Here is a 21,543-nt window from a genome sequence, read left to right as displayed (position 1 = left end):
CATCTCTCTCCTGCCCGCGTTCCTAGACCAGGAGTCGCGGTCTTTTCAATCGTCGCACCGCAAGTTGATCGCGAGGTCCAAATGCTTTGCAGTTGACGGCTTGCGGTTCCTCTGAATTTGTCTGACAATAGATAAAAAACAGGGAATATGCGTTACGACCATCCGTTAAGACCAGCAACCCCGGGAGGAAACCTATGAAGAAACTGCTCGTTTTAAGTGCATTCGCGGCGATGCTCGCCTCGGGCACCGCGCTTGCCGACACCAGTGCCAAGAAGATCGCATTCTCCAATAATTATGCCGGCAATTCCTGGCGCCAGGCGATGCTCGATAGCTACGGCATCGTCACCAAGAAAGCGGTCGATGACAAGATCGTCGGCGCCGCCGACGTCTTCACCACCGCCGACAAGGAAGTACCGACCCAGGCCGCGCAGGTGCAGAACCTGATCCTGCAGGGCTATGACGCCATCGTCATCAACGCCGCTTCGCCGGATGCGCTGAACGGCGCGATCAAGCAGGCCTGCGATGCCGGCATCACCGTCGTCTCCTTCGACGGCACCGTGACCGAGCCCTGCGCCTACCGCGTCGTCGTCGACTTCAAGGACATGGGCAAGCAGGAAGTCGAGCAGATGGCGAAGTTCCAGCCCAAGGGCGGCAATCTGTTGGAAATCCGCGGTCTGGCCGGCACCTCGATCGACGATGCCATCCATGCCGGCATCCTCGAGGGCGTGGCAGCCCATCCCGAGTTCAAGATCGTCGGCTCGGTAACCGGCGACTGGGACCAGACCACGGCGCAGAAGGCGGTGGCGACCATCCTGCCGTCGCTGCCGGATGTCGTCGGCATCGTCGACCAGGGCGGTGACGGCTATGGCGCCGCGCAAGCCTTCGCAGCCGCCGGCAAGCCGCGCCCGACCATCATCATGGGTAACCGCCAGGACGAGCTGAAGTGGTGGAAGGAGCAGAAGGAGAAGGACGGCTACAAGACCTGGTCGGCCTCGATTGCGCCCGGCGTGTCGACGCTGGCCTTCTGGGTGGCACAGCAGGTGCTCGACGGCCGCAAGGACATCCCGCACGACCTGCTGGTGCCGTATCTGGCCTTCACCCAGGACGATTTCGAGGCCGCGCTGCCGAAGATCAAGGAAGGCGGCGTCGCTACCCACGAATATACGCAGGAAGACGCCATGGCGGCCATCAAGGCCAACATCAAGCAATAGCGGCGCAGAATTTGCCAGCCGCATCGCCAACCGGATAAAAGTTGAGGATGCTCCAGGCTATTGCAGACATCGTCAGGCTGAACGGCGCCGAAAAGCATTTCGGCGCCGTTCGGGCGCTTAACGGCGTCGACTTCCATGTCGCCGCCGGCGAGTGCGTCGGGCTGGTCGGGCACAACGGCGCCGGCAAGTCGACGCTCATGCATATGGTGGCCGGCACGCTGCGGCCGGATGGCGGACAGATCGCCGTGCGCGGCAATGCGGAAGCGAGCTATTCCGTGGCGCGCGCGCTGGCGCTCGGCATACGCTGCGTCTTCCAGGAACTGTCGCTCTGCCCCAATCTCAGCATCGCCGAGAACACGCGCATCAATCATCCCGCGCTCAGGGGCTTCGGTTGGCGGCGCAAGGCCGCCGACCTCATCCGCGCCAAGCTCGACGAGATCTTCCCGGATCACGGCATTTCGGCGGACGACATCGCCGGCGACCTTTCGATCGGAAGGCGGCAGATGGTCGAGGTGGCGCGCGCTTTCACGCTGACCAGCGAGCCATTGCATCTGGTCATCCTCGACGAGCCGACCTCGTCGCTCGACGCGCATACGGCGGGGCAATTGCTCGCCTTCGTGCGCCGCTTCGTGGCGGCGGGCGGCAGCTGCATCCTGATATCGCATGTGCTGGGCGAGGTGCTGCAGAACGCCGACCGCATCGTGGTGATGCGCGACGGCAGGGTGGTCGCGGCCGATGTCGCAAGTGCCTTCGATCGCGACAGGCTGGTCGCCGCCATGGGCGGCGCCGAAGGGCATCACAAGGCCGCTGCCGAGGCTCGCAAGAGCGAGCCTGGCGCGCTCAGGGTGCGGGCGCGTCCGGCCAGGCAGCAGGACGGCGAGGAGCTCGTCGCTCGCGCCGGCGAGATCATCGGGCTCGCCGGGTTGGCCGGCCATGGCCAGACGGACCTGCTGCTGGCGATCTTCTCGGCGGCCTCGCGCGCCAAAGCCGGCATCGAGGTGACGGCGCCGGTGGCGCTGGTCGCCGGCGACCGCCAGTCGGACGGCATCTTCGCGCAGTGGTCGATCGCGCAGAATATCGGCATCCGCTCTTTGGCCCGGCTGCGCAACGGCCTGCTGATCTCGCAACAGCGCGAGGCGGAGCTCGCCGAATTCTGGAAGCAGAAGATCGGCATCCGCACGCCGGACATGAACAACAACATCTTCTCGCTGTCCGGCGGTAACCAGCAGAAGGCGCTGTTTGCCCGCGCGCTCGGCTCGGACGCCGAGATCGTGCTGATGGACGATCCGATGCGCGGCGTCGACATCGGCACCAAGCTGGAAGTCTACGACCTGGTGCGCGAGGAGGCCGCCAAGGGCCGCACCTTCCTCTGGTACACGACAGAAACCGAAGAGCTCGACAATTGCGACCACGTCTATGTCTTCAAGAACGGCCGCATCGTCGCCAATCTCAAGCGCGACGAGCTGACGGAGGAAAAGATCATCCAGTCCTCGTTCGGCGATGCGGCCTGAGATGACGGCCATCGCTCCCGGCACGACCTCGAGATCCTCGCCGCGCGGCGGCGCCGCCAGGGCGCGCATGCTGCGTGGTCTTTTGCCGGCTTTGTCGCTGGCGCTGGTGCTGATCGCGATTGCCTGGCTCAACCCGCGCGCCATCAGCTATTTCGGCTTCAACCTGATGCTGAACCTGGCGATCCCGATCGCGCTGGCGACGATCGCGCAGATGTTCGTCATCGCCGGCAACGAGCTCGACCTGTCGATCGGCACGTTCGTCGGCTTCGTCGGCTGCGTCACCGCGACTTGGCTGCGGGATGCGCCGCTCATCGGCATTGTCGTTCTGCTGGGCTCGATCGCCGTCTACGCGCTGCTCGGCGCGCTGATCCATCTGCGCAATTTGCCGTCGATCGTGGTGACGCTCGGCATGAGCTTCGTCTGGCAGGGGCTTGCCATCCTGGTTCTGCCCAAGCCCGGCGGCAAGGCGCCGGACTGGCTGCTTTCGATCATGTCCTTCAAGCCGCCTTACCTCCCGTTTCCGATCCTTGCCGCGCTCATCATCGCCGCGATCGTGCATTTCGGCCTGATGCGGACCTCCTATGGCGTCATCCTGCGCGGTTCGGGCGGCAACGCCGCGGCGCTCAGGCGCGCCGGCTGGTCGCTGCTCCGCACCAAGATCGTGCTCTTCGCGCTGACCGGGCTGTTCGGCGTGCTGTCCGGCATGGCGCTGATCGGTATCACCACCTCGGCCGACGCCAATATCGGCAATGGCTACACGCTGCTGTCGATCGCCGGCGTCATCCTCGGCGGCGGCGAGTTCGTCGGCGGGCGGGTATCGCCGATCGGCGCGGTGCTCGGGGCGCTGACGCTGGCGCTGGCCGCTTCACCACTGCTCACCTTCATGCATATCCCGCCCGACTGGCAGGTCGCCGCCAACGGCGCGATCCTGATCATCGTGCTGGCGGCGCGCGTGCTGATCAGCCGCAGGGAGCGATAGGCGATGACCTCGGTGCGAACGCTGCTCGAAAAGCCCTGGATCTGGTCCTTCGTCGGCGCGCTCGTCGTCTGGCTGGCGACGATTGGCTTCACCGGCGGCTACGGCGCCGGCGGCATGGTCACGGCGGCGCTGTCGCTCGCAGTCTTCACCGTCATTGTCGGGGTCGGCCAGATGTTCGTCATCACGCTCGGACCCGGCAATGTCGACCTGTCGTTGCCGGCCAACATCGGATTGGCGAGCGCCGTCGCCATGAAGGTGATGGGCGGCAGCGATTCGATGATCGTCGTCGGCCTGCTCGCGGCACTCGCCTGCGGGGCGGCGATCGGCGCCATCAATTATCTGCTGATCTGGGCGCTGCGCATCCCGCCGATCATTGCGACGCTGTCGGCGAGCTTCATCATCCAGTCCGTCGACATCAGCTATGGCCGCGGCCTGCAGATCAAGCCGCCGCCGGGCTTCGCCGATTTCACCAACTGGCAGGTGCTGGGCATTCCGGTGCTCGCAATGCTGACGGTTGTCTTTACCATCGGCGCGGCGCTTGCACTGCAACGCATGATCTATGGCCGCTCGGTGCTGGCGATCGGCCAGAACATCCGCGCCGCCTGGCTCGCCGGCGTCCATGTCGGCCGCATTCGCTTCCTCACCTACACGCTGTGCGGCGCGCTGGGCGGCATCGACGGGGCACTGCTTGCCGGCTATTTCCGCGGCGCCAATGTCGACATCGGCAACGAATACCTGCTCGCCTCGATCGCCGTCGTCGTCATCGGCGGCACCTCGGTCGCCGGCGGCAAGGCCAACGTGCCCGGCGTCTGGGGCGCCGGACTGTTCCTGGTGTTGCTGCTCACCATGCTCAACACCTTCGGCGTCAGCGCCGGCGTGCGGCTGGTGCTGACCGGGCTGATCATCGTTGGGGTGATAACCGCGGCCGGCGGCGAGAAGGCGGTGCGGTAAGGCCTCGCCATCTACCGATAGAGGTTCGTGCTATTTGGCGGCCTTTGCCCGCGCGATCGCGTCGACGATCATCTTCTTGGCATATTTGGAATCGTGCCAGCCCTCGATCTTGACCCATTTGCCGGGTTCGAGATCCTTGTAGTGCTCGAAGAAGTGCTGCACCTGCTGGCGCGTGATTTCCGGCAGATGCGTGTACTCGGTGACGTTCTCGTAGCGCAGCGTCAGCTTGGGCGAGGGAACGGCGATCACCTTCTCGTCCTGGCCGGCATTGTCTTCCATGATCAAGACGCCGATCGGCCGCACATTGATGACGCAGCCCGGCACCAGCGCGCGGGTGTTGCAGACGAGCACGTCGATCGGGTCGCCGTCGCCCGACAGCGTGTGCGGCACGAAACCGTAATTGCCGGGATAGCGCATGGAGGTGTGCAGGAAGCGGTCGACGAACAGCGTGCCGGCCTCCTTGTCCATCTCGTATTTGATCGGCTCGCCGCCGATCGGCACCTCGATGATGACGTTGACGTCGTCAGGCGGGTTTTTCCCGGTGGCAATCGCTTCGATACGCATGGCTAAATCCCTCTCTCGATTGAAAAGACCGATAGCGGGGGACGCGTCATGGTGCAATGCGTCGAATAGTGCGCAGCACTAATGGAAGCGCACAGTTTGTGATCGCCTGTAACTTACACGGCTAGTCGTTCCAGACGAAAGCCACCTTCTTCAGCGCTTTCTGCTCGAACACCTCGACGCCTTCCGCGATATCGCGGCCGCCATTGCCGGCATAGAAGGCCAAGGCGTTGTGATTGTCTTCCAGCGCCCAAACCACGAGGCCCCGCAGGCCGTGGTCGGCTAGCCGCGCCTTCGCCGCCTTGAACAGGCGGCTGCCAAGCCCGATGCCTTGATATTCCGGGCGCAAATAGAGCTCGTAGATCTCACCTTGCTGCCTGAGCTCGCGGGCGCGATTCTTGCCGATCGTGGCGTAGCCGGCGACCGTTCCGCCGATCTCGACCACCAGCACGGTGGCCGCCTTGCGAATCGCGTTGGCCCACCAGTCGACGCCGCGACGGTTGATCATCGAGGTCAGCGTGCGGTGCGGAATGATGCCCGAATAGGCGCCGCGCCAGGCTTGCTGGTGCACCTCGGCGATGGCGCTCGCGTCGCGAGGCTCTGCCTTCCGGATGTCGATGGTCAGCGTGTTCATGATTGGTTAACCATAGACCCGCATCGGCCGATTGCAAAGAGTCCGGCATGGGCCGTCGACGCTTTCGCACAGGCGAAAGGCGTGTCGGAGAACCAAGCCCCTTGTCAGATTTCGACGAGGTGGTCGGCGAGTTCGTTCGCGTCGCCTTCGGTGGCCGGGAAATGCTCGGCGAGCACCGCGCCGACAGCCGTGATCGCGTGGATAAAACCCTCGGCCAGCCGGTCGTCGCCGGCATGTTTCGTCAAGTCCCGCACCACGCCGTCCCAGACATGCTGGCCGACCTTGGCGTTGATGCCTGCATCGGCGACGACCTCGGCATAACGCTCGGCGATCGACACGAAGACCAACACGCCGGTGCGCGCCTGGGTGCGATGGACGTTGCGCGCCAGGAACTGCTTCATCGCGTTGGCGTGCGCCGCCTGATAGCGCAGCCGCCTGGGCACGAAATGAATTCGCAAGGCAGGCAGGAACCAGAGCAGCGCCAGCATCGAGGCCAGCGCCAGCAACTGCGCAAGCACGAAATGCGGTACCCGGATGGTCAGCCACCAGGCCTCCAGCCCGTAGGCGACGGTGAGGCTGGCGACGAACAGGCCGAGCGTCATCGTGAAGGCGGCAGGGAAGAAATAGCCGTCGCTCGAATGTGCCACGACGCAGTAGATTTCGCCGTCGGTCCGCAGTTCGGCGGTGCGGATCGCCTCGGCGATACGCTCATGATCCTCGGCGCTGATCGATCGCGTTGCCATTTTTCTCACCAGCTTCCCGAAGAGCCGCCGCCGCCCGACGAGCCGCCACCGCCGGAAAATCCGCCACCGCCCCCGCCGCCGGAAGACCAGCCTCCGCCGCCCGATGACCAGCCGCCGCTCGACGATGATCGCCGGCCGGGCTCGAAGGTCATGCCGAGCCAGCGATAGCGGCCGGGCCCGATCTTCTGGCCAAAGATGGGGGGCAGCACCGTCATGGCGATGCCGCCGAAGAAGATAAGCGCCCAGATGGTGATGAAGATGGCGAAGAAAAGATCATCGGAATTGAACGGCGCCTGCTCGTTGCGTTTGCCGCGCGCCTCCAGCTCCTCCGGATTGCCCTCCAGCACCATGACCATGTCGTCGACGGCCTTGCTGATGCCGCCGGAGAAGTCGCCGGCGCGGAAGGCCGGCACCATGTCGTTCTCGATGATCAGCTTGGTGTGCAGATCGGTCAGCGTGCCTTCCAGCCCATAGCCGACCTCGATGCGCATCTTGCGGTCGTTGGGCGCGACCAGTAGCAGCACGCCGTTGTTTTCCTTGGCCTGGCCGAGCTTCCAGAAGCGAAACAGCCGGTTGGCGTAAGGCTCGATCTCCTCGCCGCCGAGGCTTGGAATGGTGGCGACGACGATCTGATCGGAGCCTTTGGTCTCGAAGTCCGCTAGTTTCTGCGTCAGCGCCGCGCGGGTGCCGGCATCGATGATGCCGGCATTGTCGACGACGCGGCCGGTGAGGGCGGGAAGGTCGGCGGCGAGGGCGGCGAGGGGAAGGAGGAGGGCGACAAGAAGGCCAAGAAAGGGGAAGTAGGCGTTCTGTCGCGCCCCCCTCTGGCCTGCCCGTCCTACGCTGCGGCTGCGCCGCAGCTTCTGAGGATAAACCGGCCATCTCCCCCACAAGGGGGAAGATTGACAGCTCGACCGCCGGCTCTCCCTTTCAGACGCAGGAGAATAGCGAAAGCGGCCGCGACGTCCGATCTCCCCCCTCGAGGGGGAGATGTCCGGCAGGCCAGAGGGGGGCGCGAAGGAACGCAACGTTGAAAACTCGATCAACTCAACCGAAGACGCTCACCCGCCCTGCTTGGTGCTCGTGCCGAAATCGACCTTCGGTACCTGCATCTTGTCCTCGTCGACGGTGAAATTCGCGAAGGGCTCGTTGCCGCGGAACCAGAAGGTCGCCCACAGCACGGAGGGGAAGGTCTTCAGCGTCAAATTGTAGTCCCTGACTGCCTGGATGTAGTCGCGGCGCGCAACGGCGATGCGGTTCTCCGTGCCTTCGAGCTGCGCCTGCAGGGCGAGGAAATTCTGGTTGGCCTTGAGGTCGGGATAGGCCTCCGACACCGCGATCAGCCGCGACAGCGCGCTGGTCAGCCCGGCCTGGGCATCCTGGAACTTCTTCAGCGCATCGGGATCCTTCAGCGTTTCCGGCGTCACCGTGATCTGCGTTGCCTTGGCGCGCGCCTGGACGACCGCGTCGAGCGTGTCCTTTTCATGCGAGGCATAGCCCTTCACCGTCTCGACCAGGTTCGGGATCAGGTCGGAACGACGCTGATACTGGTTGAGCACCTCGCTCCAGGCCGCCTTGGCGTTTTCTTCCGCCGTCGGAATGGTGTTGTAGCCGCAGCCGGCAAGCAGCGGCAGCACGAAAGCCACCATCAGCAAGGCGCGCAGGGTGCGGAAAAGGGAGGGCGGTGAGAGGCGCTCGGTAATCATGATTGGTCCCTCGACAGAAGTTGCATGCGAAGCATTACCACAATCCACGCGCAAGAAAATGTCCGGGTCATGACAGCGGTTCCGGCTCAGTCGAGAACCATTGTGAATGGAAGCGCGAACAGGCTAAGCTCCGGACAGGAAAGGGCAATTGTCATGGCAGAGCGCCGGGACGACGAGACCGAATCGCGCCGCATCCTCGAACGCGTGGAACAGGAGACGGCGCCGGGCGGCGCGTCGTTCGCCGTCCGCGCGGCGAAGGACGCACGCGACCGCGTAACCGCCGCCGACGCCGACCGCGCCGATCCTATCGAATATTGGGGAACCCGCATTGGCCGAACGCTCGGCTTCATCATCGCCATTGGGCTATTGGTCTGGCTGGTGTATGCCGCCACAAGAGGTGGCTAGGACTCAGATTCCATGAATGCAGAAAAAACCGACGCGCCGCGCGCGGTCATCGTCATCTCCAGCCATGTCGCTCGCGGCTCGGTCGGCAACCGCGCCGCCGTGTTCGCGCTGGAAACGCTGGGCTTCCCGGTCTGGGCGGTGCCGACCGTCATCCTGCCATGGCATCCGGGCCATAGCCGCGCCACGCGCATCGTGCCGCCGCTCGATCAGTTCAAGGCGCTGATGGCCGATCTCGAGCGCGCGCCCTGGCTGGGCGAGGTGAGGGCCGTGCTGTCGGGCTATCTCGGCGAGGCGGGCCAGGCGGAAGCCGTCGCCTCGCTGGTTGCCGCCGTCAAGGAAAAGACGCCGAACGCGCTTTACGTCTGCGACCCGGTGATGGGCGATTCCGGCGGGCTCTACGTGCCTGAGCCGACCGCCGCCGCCATGCGCGACAGATTGATGCCGATCGCGGATATCGCGACGCCGAATCGCTATGAGCTGGAATGGATGGCGGGCGCGCCGCTGCCCGACATCAAGGCGGTGACGGCGGCGGCGCTTCACGCCGGCCCGCCCACGATGCTGGTGACCTCGGCGCCCGCGATGATGGCGGGCGGCACCGGCAACTTCCTGCTCGACGGCAGCCAGGCGCTGCTTGCAGAACACCGGGTGATCGAGAAGCCGCCGAACGGGCTCGGCGACCTGACGGCCGCGGTCTATCTGGCGCGCGTGCTTTCCGGCCAGCCGCCGGTCAAGGCGCTGCAATCGACCACGGCGGCCGTCTACGAAATTCTCGCCCGCACCGCCAAGCGCGGCGGCGACGAGCTGCAGCTCGAAACCGACGCGCAGAGCCTGTCACATCCGATGGCCATGGTGCAATTGCGCCATCTGCTGCATCCCGGGCGGGACAAGCGGGCGTGAACCCGGCCGGCCAGGCGCTGGCCGGTGTCGACGGCTGCAAGGCCGGCTGGATCGCCGTCCATCGCGAAGCGGGCGCCGCGCCTTCAGTCTCGGTCTTTGCGAGCTTCCAGGCGCTCCTCGACGCCCTGCCCGAGGCCACCATTGCCGTAGACATGCCGATCGGCCTGCCGGATCTTTCCAGCAAAGGCGGACGCGGACCGGAAGCGCTGGTGCGGCCGTTGCTCGGGGCGCGACAATCGAGCGTGTTCGCCATCCCCTCGCGCGCGGCGCTCTACGCCGACACCAGCGACTTCACCACGATCGAGGCCTGGTATGCGGCGCATCGGCGCGCCAGCGCGGTGGCACTGGCCACGTCCGATCCGCCGCGCGGCGTCTCCATCCAGGCTTTTGGGATCTTTGCGAAGATCCGCGAGATCGACGCCCTGCTGATCGCTCGGCCCGAATTGCGGCGCCGCGTCTTCGAATCGCATCCGGAAGTGGCGTTCTGCCGCTTGAACGGCGGCACGGCGATGACGCTGCCGAAGAAGATCAAAGGCGCCGTCAATCCGGCCGGCATGGATGAGCGCAAGGCGCTGCTTGGCCGGCATGGTTACGAGCGGACTTTCCTTGACCAGGTACCGCCACGAGGCGCGGCGAGCGACGATTTTCTCGACGCCGCGGCGATGCTGCTGATCGCCGGACGTATCGCCAGCGGCATGGCGCGGCCTTCGCCCGACCCGCCGCTGACCGACCGTTTAGGCATTCCGGTGGCCATCTGGGCCTGACGAACCCATTGGTTTTGGCGCTTGACGCATGGCTTTATCACCAGCGTCAACAATTCTGCATTGCTCGTGGCGGGCTTTTGCCGCTACAGGCTTTCTCGATCGCCACGACCTTGCCGCCTCAAACCCGGAAAGGCTTCAGCCGCCCATGCCGCACCTGCCCGAGCATCTCATCGCCGGCTATCGCAACTTCATGAACGGCCGCTATCTCGCCGAAAGCGGCCGCTACCGGTCGCTGGCGCGAGAGGGTCAAGCGCCGGAAACGATGATCGTCGCCTGCTGCGATTCGCGCTCCGCTCCGGAAGCGATCTTCGATGCCGGGCCGGGCGAGCTCTTCGTGCTGCGCAATGTCGGCAATCTTGTGCCGCCCTATGAGCCGGACGGCGAGTTCCATTCGACCTCGGCCGCGCTCGAATTCGCGGTGCAGAGCCTGAAGGTGAAAAACATCGTGGTGATGGGGCACGGCCGCTGCGGCGGCATCCGCGCCGCGCTCGACACCAACTCCGCGCCGCTGTCGCCCGGCGACTTCATCGGCAAATGGATGAGCCTGATCGCGCCGGCGGCCGAGACCGTGGCGGCAAGCACGATGATGACGGCCACGGAGCGCCAGACCGCGCTGGAGCGCATCTCGATCCGCTATTCGATCGCCAATCTGAGGACCTTTCCCTGCGTCTCGATCCTCGAAGGCAAAGGGCGGCTCTCGCTGCACGGCGCCTGGTTCGACATCTCGACCGGGGAGCTTTGGGTGATGAACAAGGAAACCGGCGATTTCGAGCGGCCCGAACTGTAGCGGAGGGATGATGCACCGGAGCTGGCGAAGGGTTTTTCTCGCGGCGGCGCTGCTGGTGACCTCGATCGTCCGGGCCAGCGCCGATGACGGCGCCATCATCGATCGCTGGTATTCGGCGCTGCTGGTCGCCGACCGCACCGAATTGTCCGACCTGCTGTCCGACGACGTGCGCATGAAGCTCGACGACATCGGCGTCGTCCAGTCCAAAGAGGATTTCATCGCCTCGATCGACGAATGGCAGGGCGCGGTCGCGGGCGCCACGATTAGGCACCGCATCGAAAAGAGCGAGAACGGTGAGACCACGGTGCTCGCCTGCTACGATTTTCCCAACAACGACACCTTGATGCGCGAGACCTTCACCGTCGCCGGCGGCCGCATCACCGCCAGCACCCAGACGGCGGTGGCGCAAGACTGCAGCGCCTATTGAGGCGAAGCCCGAGTTGCGCGATGCGTGGCATCGCCCTACATCCGGGACTGCCCTCCGCCTCTCGAAACTCCCCGATTGGATTGCCCATGTCAAAAACCGTCGATCTCGCCGCCCATCCGCTGACCGCATGGCAAGGCCCGCACGGTCTGCCGGATTTCTCGCGCATCGGCGACGATGATTTCGGTCCGGTCTTCGACGCGGCGCTGGCGGCGCACCAGGCCGAGATCGACGCGATCGCCGGCAACAGCGAGGCGCCGACCGTTACCAACACGCTGGCGGCGCTGGAGCTAGCCGGCGATGCGCTCGACCATGTCTCGTCGATCTTCTGGTGTCGGGCCGGCGCCCACACCAACGACACGATCCAGGCGATGGAGCGCGAGGTTTCGCCAAAAATGTCGCGGCATTTCTCGGCGATCTCGATGAATGAGAGGCTGTTCGCCCGCGTCGACGATCTCTACCAGCGGCGCGACAGCATGAAGCTCGATGCCGAGACGCTGCGCGTCCTGGAAAAGACCTGGAAGGGCTTTGTCCGGTCAGGCGCCAAGCTCGATGCCGAAGGCAAGAAGCGGCTTGCCGCGATCAATGAGGAGCTCTCTTCGCTCGGCACCAATTTCGGCCAGAACGTGCTTGCCGACGAGCGCGACTGGGCGCTGTTCCTCGACGAGGCCGATCTGGCCGGGCTGCCGGACTTCCTGAAGAGCGCCATGGCCGAAGCGGCCGAGATGCGTGGCCAGAAGGGCCGCTATGCGGTGACGCTGTCGCGCTCGATTTATGAGCCGTTCTCGACATTCTCCGAACGCCGCGACCTGCGCGAGACAGCCTTCCGCGCTTTCATCATGCGCGGCCAGAATGGCGGCGCCACGGACAATAGCGACGTGGTCCGCGACATGCTGAAGCTGCGTGCCGAGAAAGCAAAGCTGCTCGGCTACGGCTCCTTCGCTGCGCTGAAGCTCGACGACACGATGGCGAAGACGCCGAAGGCCGTTCACGAATTGCTCGATCCGGTCTGGGAAAAGGCGTTGGAGAAGGCCGCCGCCGACCAGAAGGAACTGGAGAGGCTGGCCGCGGAAGCCGGCAGCAATGAGAAGTTCGCGGCCTGGGACTGGCGCTTCTACCAGGAGAAGCTGCGCGCCGAGAAATTCGCTTTCGACGAGGCGGAGCTGAAGCCGTATTTGCAGCTCGAACGCGTCATCGAGGCCTGCTTCGATGTGGCGACACGCCTGTTCGGCATCAGCTTCGAGGAGAAGAAGGGCATCGCCGCCTGGCATCCCGACGCCCGGGTTTTCGTGGTCAAGAATGCCGACGGCAGCGAGCGCGGCCTGTTCCTGGCCGACTATTTCGCGCGGCCGTCAAAACGTTCCGGCGCCTGGATGAGCGCGCTGCGGTCCGGCTACAAGCTCGGCGATGGCGCGAAGCCCGTGATCTACAACATCATGAATTTCGCCAAGCCGCCGGCCGGCGAGGCAGCACTTCTATCGGTCGATGAGGCGAAGACGCTGTTCCACGAATTCGGCCACGCGCTGCACGGCATGCTGACCGACGTCACCTGGCCGTCGGTTTCGGGCACGTCCGTCAGCCGCGATTTCGTCGAACTGCCCTCGCAGCTCTACGAGCATTGGCTGACGGTGCCGGCGGTGCTGGAAAAGCATGCGCTTCACGTCAAAACCGGCAAGCCGATGCCGAAGGCGCTGCTCGACAAGATGCTCGCCGCCCGCACCTTCGGCGCCGGTTTCGCCACTGTCGAGTTCACCGCCTCGGCGCTGATCGACATGGCCTATCACGCTAGGCCTGACGCACCGGGCGAGCCGCTTCGTTTCGAGACCGAAACGCTGGAAAAGCTGCATATGCCGGAGACGATCGCGATGCGCCACCGCACCCCGCATTTCGGCCACGTCTTTGCAGGCGACGGTTATTCAGCCGGCTACTATTCGTATATGTGGTCGGAGGTGCTCGACGCCGATGCTTTCTCGGCCTTCGAGGAGACGGGCGATGCCTTCAATCCGGAACTCGCCGAGCGGCTGCGCAAGAACATCTATGCAGCGGGTGGGTCGAAGGATCCGGAAGAGCTTTACACGGCGTTCCGCGGCAAGATGCCTTCGCCTGAGGCGATGATGGTGAAGCGGGGGTTGGTATGATTGGCTAATCTCCCCTCTTGTGGGGGAGATGGCCGGCAGGCCAGAGGGGGCGCTGTCCCGCCGACGTCTCAGCTAAACGACATACCGCCGGTTCGGCTCTTCGAAGCTAAGTAAGGTCGCGATCCTTCGCGCCCCCCTCTGCCCTGCCGGGCATCTCCCCCACGAGGGGGGAGATTGGCTGTTTCCACGGATCCGCCACCCTTGGCCATATCGGCCGCGTCAGCTTCCTGTAATCCGTCTTTGCCGGATTGCTCGGGTAGGAACTCGGCGCCGCGACGTAGATGATCTCGGCGGCGATCGGTTCGAAGCCGGCGTAGAAATGGTTGGTCGATTTGATCAGCAGGATGTCCTTCGACATCGGATCGATGCCGATGTTGGAAAAGATATCCGGCTCGAAGGTCTGGGTGCGGTTGGTGTTCAAGATCACGTCGACCTCGGTGCCTTCCAGGCGCACCACCGCCGACGGCCCCAGCGTCACCCGACTCGGCCCGAAACTCTGCCAGCCTTCATTGGTCGTCTTCAGCACCGTGACGCGTGCGTCGATCGGTTCGCCGGCCTGTGGCCCGGCCTTGCCGCCGAAGCGCAGGTCGATCACAGCGCCCTCGCCGGCGGCATGGCAGAAGGTCACCGCGATCGGATCCCAGATCGTCGCTACGCCGACATTGTGGATGCCGCGCGAAAGCAATTCGCGCAAGATGTTGGTGCCGTCGCCCGGCACGCCGCCGCCGGGATTATCCCAGATATCGGCGATGACCACCGGCTTGTCCTGGTGCTTCGCACGCACCGCAAGCGCCTGCTCGATGCCGCCGGCGGCGCTAAGCATCGTCATCGCCGTCTTTTCGCGCATGGCATAAAGCTCGCGCCCCAGCCGTTCCGCCAGCGCGTCGCCCTTGGCCTTGTCGTTGTCGGTGACGACGAGGATACGCGTGCCCATTTCCGGCACGTCGGCCGCCATGAAGCCGTGTATGACGGAAACCGACAGCACGCCGTCCTTGCCGTGCAGTGCCTTGATGCGGTCGACGAAGGAGCGCATCGGCTCGCGGCTGGTCGGCAGCACCTGGATCATGCGGCAGTCGAAGGTCGAGATCACCGGCTTGATCTTGCCGCGCGCCGCCGCCAGGCCGAGTTCGACGACATGCTCGCCGCGCTCGTAAAAATCGGTATGCGGGAATTCGAGGAAATAGGCCATAATGTTGCAGGCCGCGACGCGCTTCGGCGTCAGATGGCTGTGCGGGTCGAATTCCGAGGCGATCACGACCTCCGGCCCGACGATGGCGCGCACGCGTTCCAGCAGATCGCCTTCGCAATCGTCATAGCCTTGCGCCACCATGGCGCCATGCAGGCCGAGGATCACGGCATCGACCGGTAGGGCGGCCTTCAACTGGTCGAGAATCTCGTCGCGTAGCGCCTCATAGGTCTGGCGCTGTACAAGGCCTCCTGGCTCGGCCCATGTCGCGGTGCCTTCTATGACCGTCAGCCCTTCCTTCGCGGCGCGCTTGCGCAGCGCGACGATCGGCGAGGAGCAGAGCGTCGGCGTTTCCGGATGTTTTCCCGGGCCGGCATAGAAGGCCATCTCGAAGGACGCCCGGTCGGTCGGGATCGGCGAGAAGGTGTTGGTTTCGGTCGCCAGCGAGGCGGTGAAGACGCGCATGAACGCTCCGTGAAGTGCTATTTAACGGCCCCGAGCGCCAGGCCCCTGACGAGGTAGCGCTGCAGCCAGATGAACAGTATCGCCACCGGCAGTGTCGCCAACAGCGTGGCCGCCATGACGTGGTGCCATTCGATCGTGTAGCGGCCGGCGACCAGCGAAAAAACCTGGATCGGCAGCGTGTAGCTCTCTTGGCTGCGTAGCATGGTGAGCGCGACGACGAACTCGTTCCAGGCGTTGATGAAGGTGAAGATCGCCGTCACCGCGATCGCCGGCAGGCAGAGCGGCAGGAACACTTTGCGTAAGGTCAGCCAGCGGCCGGCGCCCTCCATCCAGGCGGCCTCCTCGAGGTCGCGCGGGATGGTGTCGAAATAGCTCTGCAGCATCCACACGGTGAAGGCGACGTTGAAGGCCATGTAGATGAAGCCGAGCGCGGTGGTCGACTCGACCAACCCCCAAGCGGCCATCAGCCTGAACAGGCCGAGCACCAGCACGATCGGCGAGATCATTTGCGAGATCAAAAGGAACTGGCGGAAGGCGCCATAGCCGGCAAAACGAAAACGAGACATGGCGTAGGCAGCCGGCACCGAGATCAGGATCGCGCCGACCGTCGCCAGCGCCGAGACATAGAGCGAGTTGAGCAGCGCCTGGCCGAAGCCGGTCGCCACCCACATGTCGGCGAAATTCGACCAGCGGAATTCGCTCGGCCACCAGGTCGGCGTCAGCACTTCGGTGCGCGGCTTGACGGCTGTGAGGAACATGACCGCGAAGGGGAAGATCGTGACTACGATCAATGGCGCCAGCAGCAGCCAGGCGATGACGGTGCGTTTCAGCTTCGAGGTCATGCGCGCTGCTCCCGCATGGCGAGGCGCACATAGATCATGGTGAAGACGAGCAGGATCGCGAACATCACCAGCGACACAGCGGAAGCCTCGCCCAGTTTGCCGATCCGGAAGGCGAGCTTGTAGAGATGCGTGACCAATATGTCGGTGGAGTTCGCCGGTCCGCCCTGCGTCATCACCCAGATGATCGGGAAGGAGTTGAAGACATAGATGGTGTTGAGCACGATCGCGATGTTGATGAACGGCTTCAGCAGAGGAAAGGTGATCTCGCGGAACTGCTGGAAATGCGTGGCGCCCTCGAGTGCCGCCGCCTCGTAGAGATCGTCCGGGATCGAGGACAGGCCGCCGAGGAAGATCGTGGTGGTGAACGGCACTGTCACCAAAATGCCGATCAGCACCTGCATCGGGAAAGCCGTCTCGGCGCTCGCCAGCCACTGGATGTTCTGGCTGATCAGGCCGAGCTTCATCAGCGCCGAATTCAGCATGCCGCTCTCGCCGCTGAGCGCCCAGCGCCAGACCACCGCGGTCATGGTCAGCGACACCGCCCAGGGCAGCATGATGATGACGCGGGCGAGGCCGCGGCCATAAAAATCCATGTTGAGGATCATCGCCACCGGCACCGACAGAAGCAGCGCGCCGCCGACCACCAGCACGGTCCACAGCCCGGTGCGCCAGAGTGCGGCGATGAAATCCGGATCGGCGAACAGTTCGGTGAAGTTGGCGAGGCCACTGAACTCGCGCAACTGGCCGAAGCGGTTGACGTCATGCGTCGAGATCTGGATCAGGTCCCAGACCGGCCAGAAGATGACGATCGCCGCCAGGAACAGGCTGGGCAAGGTCAGGAGATAGGGCAGGGTCCGGCTTTGCATCGTATGGCTTGTACTGCGTTGCGAGGCTTCAGGGGTGCCTTTCCTCTCCCCCGTCGATCGGGGGAGAGGTGTCGAGCGAAGCTCGACGGAGTGGGGGTCGACCCCTCAAGCGCGAGGCGAGCAGATGCTTGCGCGCCTGTGCCTGTCGTATGTCGGTTCGCGGTGGTCGCCAGGTGGTTCCCCCACTCCGTCTCGGCTTCGCCGAGCCACCTCTCCCCCCCTCCGGAGGGAGAGGAAAGAGGGTGTGGCGCGCCCCGCGGGGGTAGGGCGCGCCACGGGGCGCAGGGAGAGACGCCCTATTTCTTCAGCACGCCATTGGCCTTGGCCGCCGCATCCTTCAGACCGGCCTCTGGATCGCCGCCGAGATAGATCTTCTGCATGGCGTCGGAGGTGATCTGGGCGATCTCTTCCCAGCCCGGGATGACCGGCGCGAAGCGGGCGTCGGGCAGAAGGGCCGTGAAGGCGGCAAGGTCGGCGTTGTTGACGTAATAGTCCATCTTGGCCTCTTCCTTGTTCACCGGCAGGAAGCCTTCGCCTTGAGTGAACTTGGCGCGCTGCTCCTTGGTGAACAGGAAGTCGAGCAGCTTCCAGGCCTCGTCCTTATTCTTGGAGTTCTTGAACATGATGATGCTATCGGTGACGCCATAAGTGCCGCGTGCGCCGGTCGGGCCGGCGGGGATGGCGGCGACGCCATATTTCAGGCTCGGCGCCTCTTCCTTGATCTGGTTGGACAGGAAGGGCGCGGTGATCATCATGCCGACCTTGCCCTGCTTGAACAGGTTCTGCACGTCCTCGCGATTGTTGGAGGTGACGCCCGGTTCGGTCAGGCCTTCGTCGATCATCGACTTGTAGAGCTTGGCGGCTTCCAGCGCGCCCGGCGTGCCGAGACCGGAGGTGCCGTCCTTGTTGAGGATTTCGGTGCCCTGCGACCACATCGCGTAGTAGTAATAGACGTCGGTCTCGATCTCCTTGCCCTGCAGGCCGAAGCCGAAGGCGCCTTGCGCCTTGATCTTGCGGGCATCTTCCTGCAGCTCGGTCCAGGTTGCCGGCGGCTTGGCGATGCCGGCCTTCTCGAACAATTCCTTGTTGTAGTACATGGCGCGCGCCGAGGCCGCGATCGGCAGGCCGTAGGTGTGGCCGTCCATGATCGAGGGCGACAGGAAGGTGTCGATGAAACGGTCCTTGAACTCGGGCTTGATGTAGCCGTCGAGCGGCTCGGCGACACCCTGCTGGACGAAGTCGATCAGCCAGCGGGTGCCGATGATCGAAAGGTCGGCATTGGTGCCGGCGGTGATGTCGGTGGTGAGCTTCTGCAGCAGCACATCCCACGGCACCACCTCATATTTGATCGTGATGCCGGGATTGGCCGCCTCGAATTCCTTCTTCACCGCTTCGAAATAGGGGCCGGTCTTGGCGCTGTATTCGGCGACGGTGACGCGCACCTCGCCGGCATCGGCTGGCGCGGCAAAAGCCAGCATGCTCATTCCGGCCAGCAGGCCGACAGTCCATTTCGCAAGGCTCATTTGATTTCTCCCATTGATGCACGTTGGCGCCTGGCCCTTATGGGTACAGGATTTATGTTACTTTCCTACATTATCGGCGGTTTTTGCCAATGCAAGCAGTTTATCATGTTGCTTAATTACATTTTGTTGGATAGCGTTCCATCGCTGTCTGACGTGGCGGAGGAGCGCGTATCGTGGTGTCAAAGGCCGATTTCGAGGGCAAGACCGTTGTCATTACCGGCGCCGGCGGCGGCCTCGGTTCGGCGATCGTTCAGCTCGTGGCCGAGCGCGGCGCCCGTATCGTCGGCTGCGACCAATCGGCGGAGCCGCTGGCCAGCCCGCATATCGCCTCGCGACATGTCTTCAACCTGCTCGACCGGGCGTCTATCGAAGCAGCGATCCCGGCGCTGCTCGACAAGGACGGCGTTCCCGATGTCCTGATCAACAATGCCGGCTGGACACGCGCAGAGACCTTGAAGGCGCTGACAGCCGACAAGATAGAACAGGAAGTCGACCTCAACCTGACCGGTGTGATGAGTTTCGCCGACCCGCTGATCAAGGCGATGGCCGGGCGCGGCGCGGGAAGCGTCGTCTTCATCTCCTCGGTCAATGCGATTTCGCATTTCGGTAATCCGGCCTATGCCGCCGCCAAGGCCGGCATCAATGCCTATGCCAAATCGATCGCCGTCGAGCTCGGCCGCAGCGGTCTGCGCGCCAATGTCGTCTGCCCAGGCTCGATCCGCACTGCCGCCTGGGATCATCGCCTGGCCAAGGATCCGGAAATCCTCGGCCGGCTGCAGCGGCTCTATCCGCTTGGACGCATCGTCAATGCGTCGGAGGTGGCTGAGGCGGTAGCTTTCCTTGCCTCGGACCGCGCTTCCGGCATAACGGGTGCCGTGGTGCCGGTGGACGCCGGACTGACAGCCGGCTACCTGCCTTTCATCGACGATATATTGGGAGCGTGACCATGACCGACGTCCAGTTTCGCAACCTGTCGAAATCCTTCGGTCAGCACAAAATCCTCGAGGACATCAACCTCGACATCCGGAGCGGCGAGTTCGTCGTGCTGGTCGGCCCATCCGGCTGCGGCAAGTCCACGCTGCTGCGCATGCTGGCCGGGCTGGAGAACATCACGTCAGGCGACCTCGTGATCGGCGGCTTGAGAGCCAACGACCTGCCGCCGCAGAAGCGCAACATCGCCATGGTGTTCCAGTCCTACGCGCTGTTCCCGCATTTGAAGGCTTCCGAAAATATCGGCTTCGGGCCTAAAATCCGGGGTGAAAGCCGCGCGGCGATCGACGACAAGGTCAAGAAGGCCTCGGGCGTGCTCAACCTCTTTTCCTATCTCGACCGCTATCCCAGGCAATTGTCGGGCGGCCAGCGCCAGCGTGTCGCCATGGGCCGCGCCATCGTGCGCGAGCCGTCGGTGTTCCTGTTCGACGAGCCGCTCTCCAATCTCGACGCGCAGTTGCGCGTGCAGATGCGCACCGAGATCAAGGCGCTGCACCAGCGGCTGAAATCGACCATCGTCTACGTCACCCACGACCAGATCGAGGCCATGACCATGGCCGACCGCATCGTGGTCATGGACCGCGGCCGCATCCAGCAGGTCGGGCAGCCGCTGGAGCTCTATGACCGGCCGGCCAACAAATTCGTCGCCGGCTTCATCGGCTCGCCTTCGATGAGCTTTGTCTCGGGCGCGCTGAGGACGGCCGGAGCCGAGTCCTGGTTCGAGACCAGCGGCGGCGGCCGGCTGGCGCTCGCCGGCAAGGCGGCGTCCGGCAGCGATACGGTAGAGATCGGCATCCGGCCGGAGCATTTCGTGGTCGGAGCTGCTGACGATGCCATCGCGATCAAGGTGGATGTCGTCGAGCCGACCGGGTCGGAAACCCATGTCTATGGCTCGGTCGGCGGCGACACGGTGCGCGCGGTGTTCCGCGACCGGCTGCCGGTGAAGCCTGGCGACCGGCTGCCGGTAAGCGTCGACCCGCGCAACATCCACCTGTTCGACAAGGCGACCGGCCTGCCCCTATGAAAACGCCGGCCGACATCATCACCCGCCTGCAATTGATGTCGCAGGACGGCACCAAGTCGGACCGCCGGCTGGCCGGGCTGGTGCTTTCCGATCTCGATTTCGCCTCCAAGGCCGCCATCTCTGAGATCGCCGCGCGCGTCGGCGTCAGCGAGCCGACCGTCACCCGCTTCTGCCGCAATCTCGGCTGCGAAGGCCTGCGCGACTTCAAATTCTACCTGGCCCAGGCGATCGCCATTGGCGGCCAGTATCTGTCGCCGGAACCGCTCAGCCGCGACGCACGCGAGCAGCGCATCGCCTCGGCCATCACGGAAGCCGCGATCGCCGCCATCCAGCGCGCCAGCGAAAACCTCGACATGACGACGCTGATGGGGGTCGCCGCCCGCATCGCCAGCTCGGGCAACATCTTGTGCATCGGCTCCGGCGGCATTTCCTCGATGATGGCGACCGAGATGCAGAACCGGCTGTTCCGGCTCGGCCTCTCGACGCTCGCGCAGATCGACGGCCAGTTGCAGCGCATGTATGCCGCGGTGGCTACGCCGGAAACGACGCTGGTCGCGTTTTCGGTTTCGGGCTATGCGCGTTCGGTGATCGAGGCGGTCGAGGTCGCGCAGCAATATGGCGCCGCCACCGTCGCCATCACGGCGCCGGATTCGGCTTTGGCCAAGGTCGCCGATACGGTCATCCTGCTGCAGCCCGTCGAGGACGGCAACATCTACAAGCCGACCTCGTCGCGCTACGCGCTGCTGGCCATCGTCGACATGATCGCGACCACGGTGGCCGAATCGCGCGGGCCGAAAGTCCTGGAGAACCTGCGCCGCATCAAGCAGAGCGTGAACACGCTGAAGGTGGACGATCCGAGGCTGCCGCTGGGGGATTGAGCGGTTGCAGAGGCTTGTGCCGTCGAGGTTGGCGATCCTTCGCGCCCCTCTCTGTCCT

The 21,543-nt window shown here is 64.4% G+C and carries 22 protein-coding genes; 13 read left to right on the top strand and 9 right to left on the bottom strand.

The annotated features are described in order from the left end of the window. Positions 1-194: 194 nt before the first annotated feature. The 4 genes from DPM33_RS34305 to DPM33_RS34290 are packed head-to-tail and all read left to right on the top strand — an operon-like array spanning position 195 to position 4,652. A complete protein-coding gene (locus DPM33_RS34305; protein WP_112101838.1) occupies positions 195-1,211 on the top strand; it encodes an ABC transporter substrate-binding protein in 1,017 nt (338 codons plus the stop codon). Between the two features lie 47 nt (positions 1,212-1,258). After that, the gene (locus tag DPM33_RS34300; RefSeq protein WP_112101836.1) at positions 1,259-2,722 is read left to right on the top strand and encodes a sugar ABC transporter ATP-binding protein; all 1,464 of its coding nucleotides are present in this window, start codon (positions 1,259-1,261) and stop codon (positions 2,720-2,722) included. Between the two features lies 1 nt (position 2,723). After that, a complete protein-coding gene (locus DPM33_RS34295; RefSeq protein ID WP_167449308.1) occupies positions 2,724-3,701 on the top strand; it encodes an ABC transporter permease in 978 nt (325 codons plus the stop codon). A gap of 3 nt (positions 3,702-3,704) precedes the next feature. Beyond that, positions 3,705-4,652: an ABC transporter permease gene (locus tag DPM33_RS34290; RefSeq protein ID WP_112101832.1), complete on the top strand. Its 948-nt coding sequence runs from the start codon at positions 3,705-3,707 to the stop codon at positions 4,650-4,652. A gap of 30 nt (positions 4,653-4,682) precedes the next feature. Here DPM33_RS34290 and ppa read toward each other — a convergent pair whose 3' ends face one another. From ppa to DPM33_RS34265, 5 genes are all read right to left on the bottom strand, one after another. Continuing rightward, the gene (ppa, locus tag DPM33_RS34285; protein ID WP_112101830.1) at positions 4,683-5,216 is read right to left on the bottom strand and encodes an inorganic diphosphatase; all 534 of its coding nucleotides are present in this window, start codon (positions 5,214-5,216) and stop codon (positions 4,683-4,685) included. Between the two features lie 121 nt (positions 5,217-5,337). After that, positions 5,338-5,847 (bottom strand): GNAT family N-acetyltransferase, encoded by a 510-nt coding sequence (locus DPM33_RS34280; RefSeq protein WP_112101828.1) that lies wholly within the window; start codon positions 5,845-5,847, stop codon positions 5,338-5,340. Positions 5,848-5,951: 104 nt separating this feature from the next. Further along, the gene (locus DPM33_RS34275; protein ID WP_112101826.1) at positions 5,952-6,590 is read right to left on the bottom strand and encodes a TPM domain-containing protein; all 639 of its coding nucleotides are present in this window, start codon (positions 6,588-6,590) and stop codon (positions 5,952-5,954) included. Between the two features lie 5 nt (positions 6,591-6,595). Beyond that, positions 6,596-7,450, bottom strand: a complete 855-nt coding sequence (locus DPM33_RS34270; RefSeq protein WP_112101862.1) for a TPM domain-containing protein — start codon at positions 7,448-7,450, stop codon at positions 6,596-6,598. 201 nt (positions 7,451-7,651) lie between these two features. Then, positions 7,652-8,296, bottom strand: a complete 645-nt coding sequence (locus DPM33_RS34265; protein ID WP_112101824.1) for a LemA family protein — start codon at positions 8,294-8,296, stop codon at positions 7,652-7,654. A gap of 153 nt (positions 8,297-8,449) precedes the next feature. Here DPM33_RS34265 and DPM33_RS34260 point away from each other — a divergent pair, with 153 nt between their 5' ends. From DPM33_RS34260 to DPM33_RS34235, 6 genes are all read left to right on the top strand, one after another. Then, positions 8,450-8,701 carry a hypothetical protein gene (locus DPM33_RS34260; RefSeq protein ID WP_112101822.1) on the top strand — a complete coding sequence of 84 codons (252 nt, stop codon included), beginning with the start codon at positions 8,450-8,452 and terminating at the stop codon, positions 8,699-8,701. Positions 8,702-8,713: 12 nt separating this feature from the next. Then, a complete protein-coding gene (gene pdxY / locus DPM33_RS34255; protein ID WP_112101820.1) occupies positions 8,714-9,598 on the top strand; it encodes a pyridoxal kinase PdxY in 885 nt (294 codons plus the stop codon). Further along, positions 9,595-10,362, top strand: a complete 768-nt coding sequence (locus tag DPM33_RS34250) for a DUF429 domain-containing protein (protein WP_112101818.1) — start codon at positions 9,595-9,597, stop codon at positions 10,360-10,362. Before pdxY ends, DPM33_RS34250 begins: the two co-directional genes overlap by 4 nt. A 145-nt stretch (positions 10,363-10,507) precedes the next feature. Then, positions 10,508-11,149 (top strand): carbonic anhydrase, encoded by a 642-nt coding sequence (locus DPM33_RS34245; protein ID WP_112101816.1) that lies wholly within the window; start codon positions 10,508-10,510, stop codon positions 11,147-11,149. Positions 11,150-11,159: 10 nt separating this feature from the next. Further along, positions 11,160-11,576: a nuclear transport factor 2 family protein gene (locus DPM33_RS34240; RefSeq protein WP_112101860.1), complete on the top strand. Its 417-nt coding sequence runs from the start codon at positions 11,160-11,162 to the stop codon at positions 11,574-11,576. Between the two features lie 80 nt (positions 11,577-11,656). Beyond that, complete coding sequence (locus DPM33_RS34235; protein ID WP_112101814.1) at positions 11,657-13,711, top strand: M3 family metallopeptidase; 2,055 nt, start codon at positions 11,657-11,659, stop codon at positions 13,709-13,711. 106 nt (positions 13,712-13,817) lie between these two features. Here DPM33_RS34235 and DPM33_RS34230 read toward each other — a convergent pair whose 3' ends face one another. From DPM33_RS34230 to DPM33_RS34215, 4 genes are all read right to left on the bottom strand, one after another. Next, positions 13,818-15,362, bottom strand: coding sequence for a M81 family metallopeptidase (locus DPM33_RS34230; protein WP_112101812.1), 1,545 nt, complete (start codon positions 15,360-15,362; stop codon positions 13,818-13,820). Between the two features lie 17 nt (positions 15,363-15,379). Then, positions 15,380-16,204, bottom strand: coding sequence for a carbohydrate ABC transporter permease (locus DPM33_RS34225; protein ID WP_112101810.1), 825 nt, complete (start codon positions 16,202-16,204; stop codon positions 15,380-15,382). Beyond that, on the bottom strand, positions 16,201-17,070 hold the full coding sequence (locus tag DPM33_RS34220) for a carbohydrate ABC transporter permease (protein ID WP_112101809.1): 870 nt from the start codon (positions 17,068-17,070) through the stop codon (positions 16,201-16,203). Before DPM33_RS34220 ends, DPM33_RS34225 begins: the two co-directional genes overlap by 4 nt. Positions 17,071-17,366: 296 nt before the next feature. Continuing rightward, complete coding sequence (locus DPM33_RS34215) at positions 17,367-18,593, bottom strand: ABC transporter substrate-binding protein (protein WP_112101807.1); 1,227 nt, start codon at positions 18,591-18,593, stop codon at positions 17,367-17,369. Between the two features lie 173 nt (positions 18,594-18,766). On the opposite strand from DPM33_RS34215, the gene DPM33_RS34210 reads away from it, so the two are divergent. From DPM33_RS34210 to DPM33_RS34200, 3 genes are read left to right on the top strand one after another with little or no spacing between them, the layout of a single operon-like run. Beyond that, positions 18,767-19,537: an SDR family NAD(P)-dependent oxidoreductase gene (locus tag DPM33_RS34210; protein WP_112101805.1), complete on the top strand. Its 771-nt coding sequence runs from the start codon at positions 18,767-18,769 to the stop codon at positions 19,535-19,537. 2 nt (positions 19,538-19,539) lie between these two features. Next, the gene (locus DPM33_RS34205; RefSeq protein ID WP_112101803.1) at positions 19,540-20,607 is read left to right on the top strand and encodes an ABC transporter ATP-binding protein; all 1,068 of its coding nucleotides are present in this window, start codon (positions 19,540-19,542) and stop codon (positions 20,605-20,607) included. Then, on the top strand, positions 20,604-21,485 hold the full coding sequence (locus DPM33_RS34200; RefSeq protein ID WP_112101801.1) for a MurR/RpiR family transcriptional regulator: 882 nt from the start codon (positions 20,604-20,606) through the stop codon (positions 21,483-21,485). The genes DPM33_RS34205 and DPM33_RS34200 overlap by 4 nt, the downstream gene beginning before the upstream one ends. The last annotated feature ends 58 nt before the right edge of the window (positions 21,486-21,543 follow it).

The organism is Mesorhizobium hawassense (genome assembly GCF_003289945.1).
GTDB lineage: Bacteria > Pseudomonadota > Alphaproteobacteria > Rhizobiales > Rhizobiaceae > Mesorhizobium > Mesorhizobium hawassense.
This window is presented reverse-complemented; position numbering and strand designations above follow the sequence as displayed.

Bases quoted from the DNA above. Each gene is read 5' to 3' on its own strand.
- DPM33_RS34290 (WP_112101832.1), top strand. From the start codon at position 3,705: ATGACCTCGGTGCGAACGCTGCTCGAAAAGCCCTGGATCTGGTCCTTC.
- DPM33_RS34205 (WP_112101803.1), top strand. From the start codon at position 19,540: ATGACCGACGTCCAGTTTCGCAACCTGTCGAAATCCTTCGGTCAGCAC.
- DPM33_RS34280 (WP_112101828.1), bottom strand. From the start codon at position 5,847: ATGAACACGCTGACCATCGACATCCGGAAGGCAGAGCCTCGCGACGCG.
- DPM33_RS34305 (WP_112101838.1), top strand. From the start codon at position 195: ATGAAGAAACTGCTCGTTTTAAGTGCATTCGCGGCGATGCTCGCCTCG.
- DPM33_RS34265 (WP_112101824.1), bottom strand. From the start codon at position 8,296: ATGATTACCGAGCGCCTCTCACCGCCCTCCCTTTTCCGCACCCTGCGC.
- DPM33_RS34260 (WP_112101822.1), top strand. From the start codon at position 8,450: ATGGCAGAGCGCCGGGACGACGAGACCGAATCGCGCCGCATCCTCGAA.
- DPM33_RS34275 (WP_112101826.1), bottom strand. From the start codon at position 6,590: ATGGCAACGCGATCGATCAGCGCCGAGGATCATGAGCGTATCGCCGAG.
- DPM33_RS34245 (WP_112101816.1), top strand. From the start codon at position 10,508: ATGCCGCACCTGCCCGAGCATCTCATCGCCGGCTATCGCAACTTCATG.
- DPM33_RS34215 (WP_112101807.1), bottom strand. From the start codon at position 18,593: ATGAGCCTTGCGAAATGGACTGTCGGCCTGCTGGCCGGAATGAGCATG.
- DPM33_RS34220 (WP_112101809.1), bottom strand. From the start codon at position 17,070: ATGCAAAGCCGGACCCTGCCCTATCTCCTGACCTTGCCCAGCCTGTTC.
- DPM33_RS34225 (WP_112101810.1), bottom strand. From the start codon at position 16,204: ATGACCTCGAAGCTGAAACGCACCGTCATCGCCTGGCTGCTGCTGGCG.
- DPM33_RS34230 (WP_112101812.1), bottom strand. From the start codon at position 15,362: ATGCGCGTCTTCACCGCCTCGCTGGCGACCGAAACCAACACCTTCTCG.
- DPM33_RS34240 (WP_112101860.1), top strand. From the start codon at position 11,160: ATGCACCGGAGCTGGCGAAGGGTTTTTCTCGCGGCGGCGCTGCTGGTG.
- DPM33_RS34295 (WP_167449308.1), top strand. From the start codon at position 2,724: ATGACGGCCATCGCTCCCGGCACGACCTCGAGATCCTCGCCGCGCGGC.
- pdxY (WP_112101820.1), top strand. From the start codon at position 8,714: ATGAATGCAGAAAAAACCGACGCGCCGCGCGCGGTCATCGTCATCTCC.
- DPM33_RS34300 (WP_112101836.1), top strand. From the start codon at position 1,259: ATGCTCCAGGCTATTGCAGACATCGTCAGGCTGAACGGCGCCGAAAAG.
- ppa (WP_112101830.1), bottom strand. From the start codon at position 5,216: ATGCGTATCGAAGCGATTGCCACCGGGAAAAACCCGCCTGACGACGTC.
- DPM33_RS34200 (WP_112101801.1), top strand. From the start codon at position 20,604: ATGAAAACGCCGGCCGACATCATCACCCGCCTGCAATTGATGTCGCAG.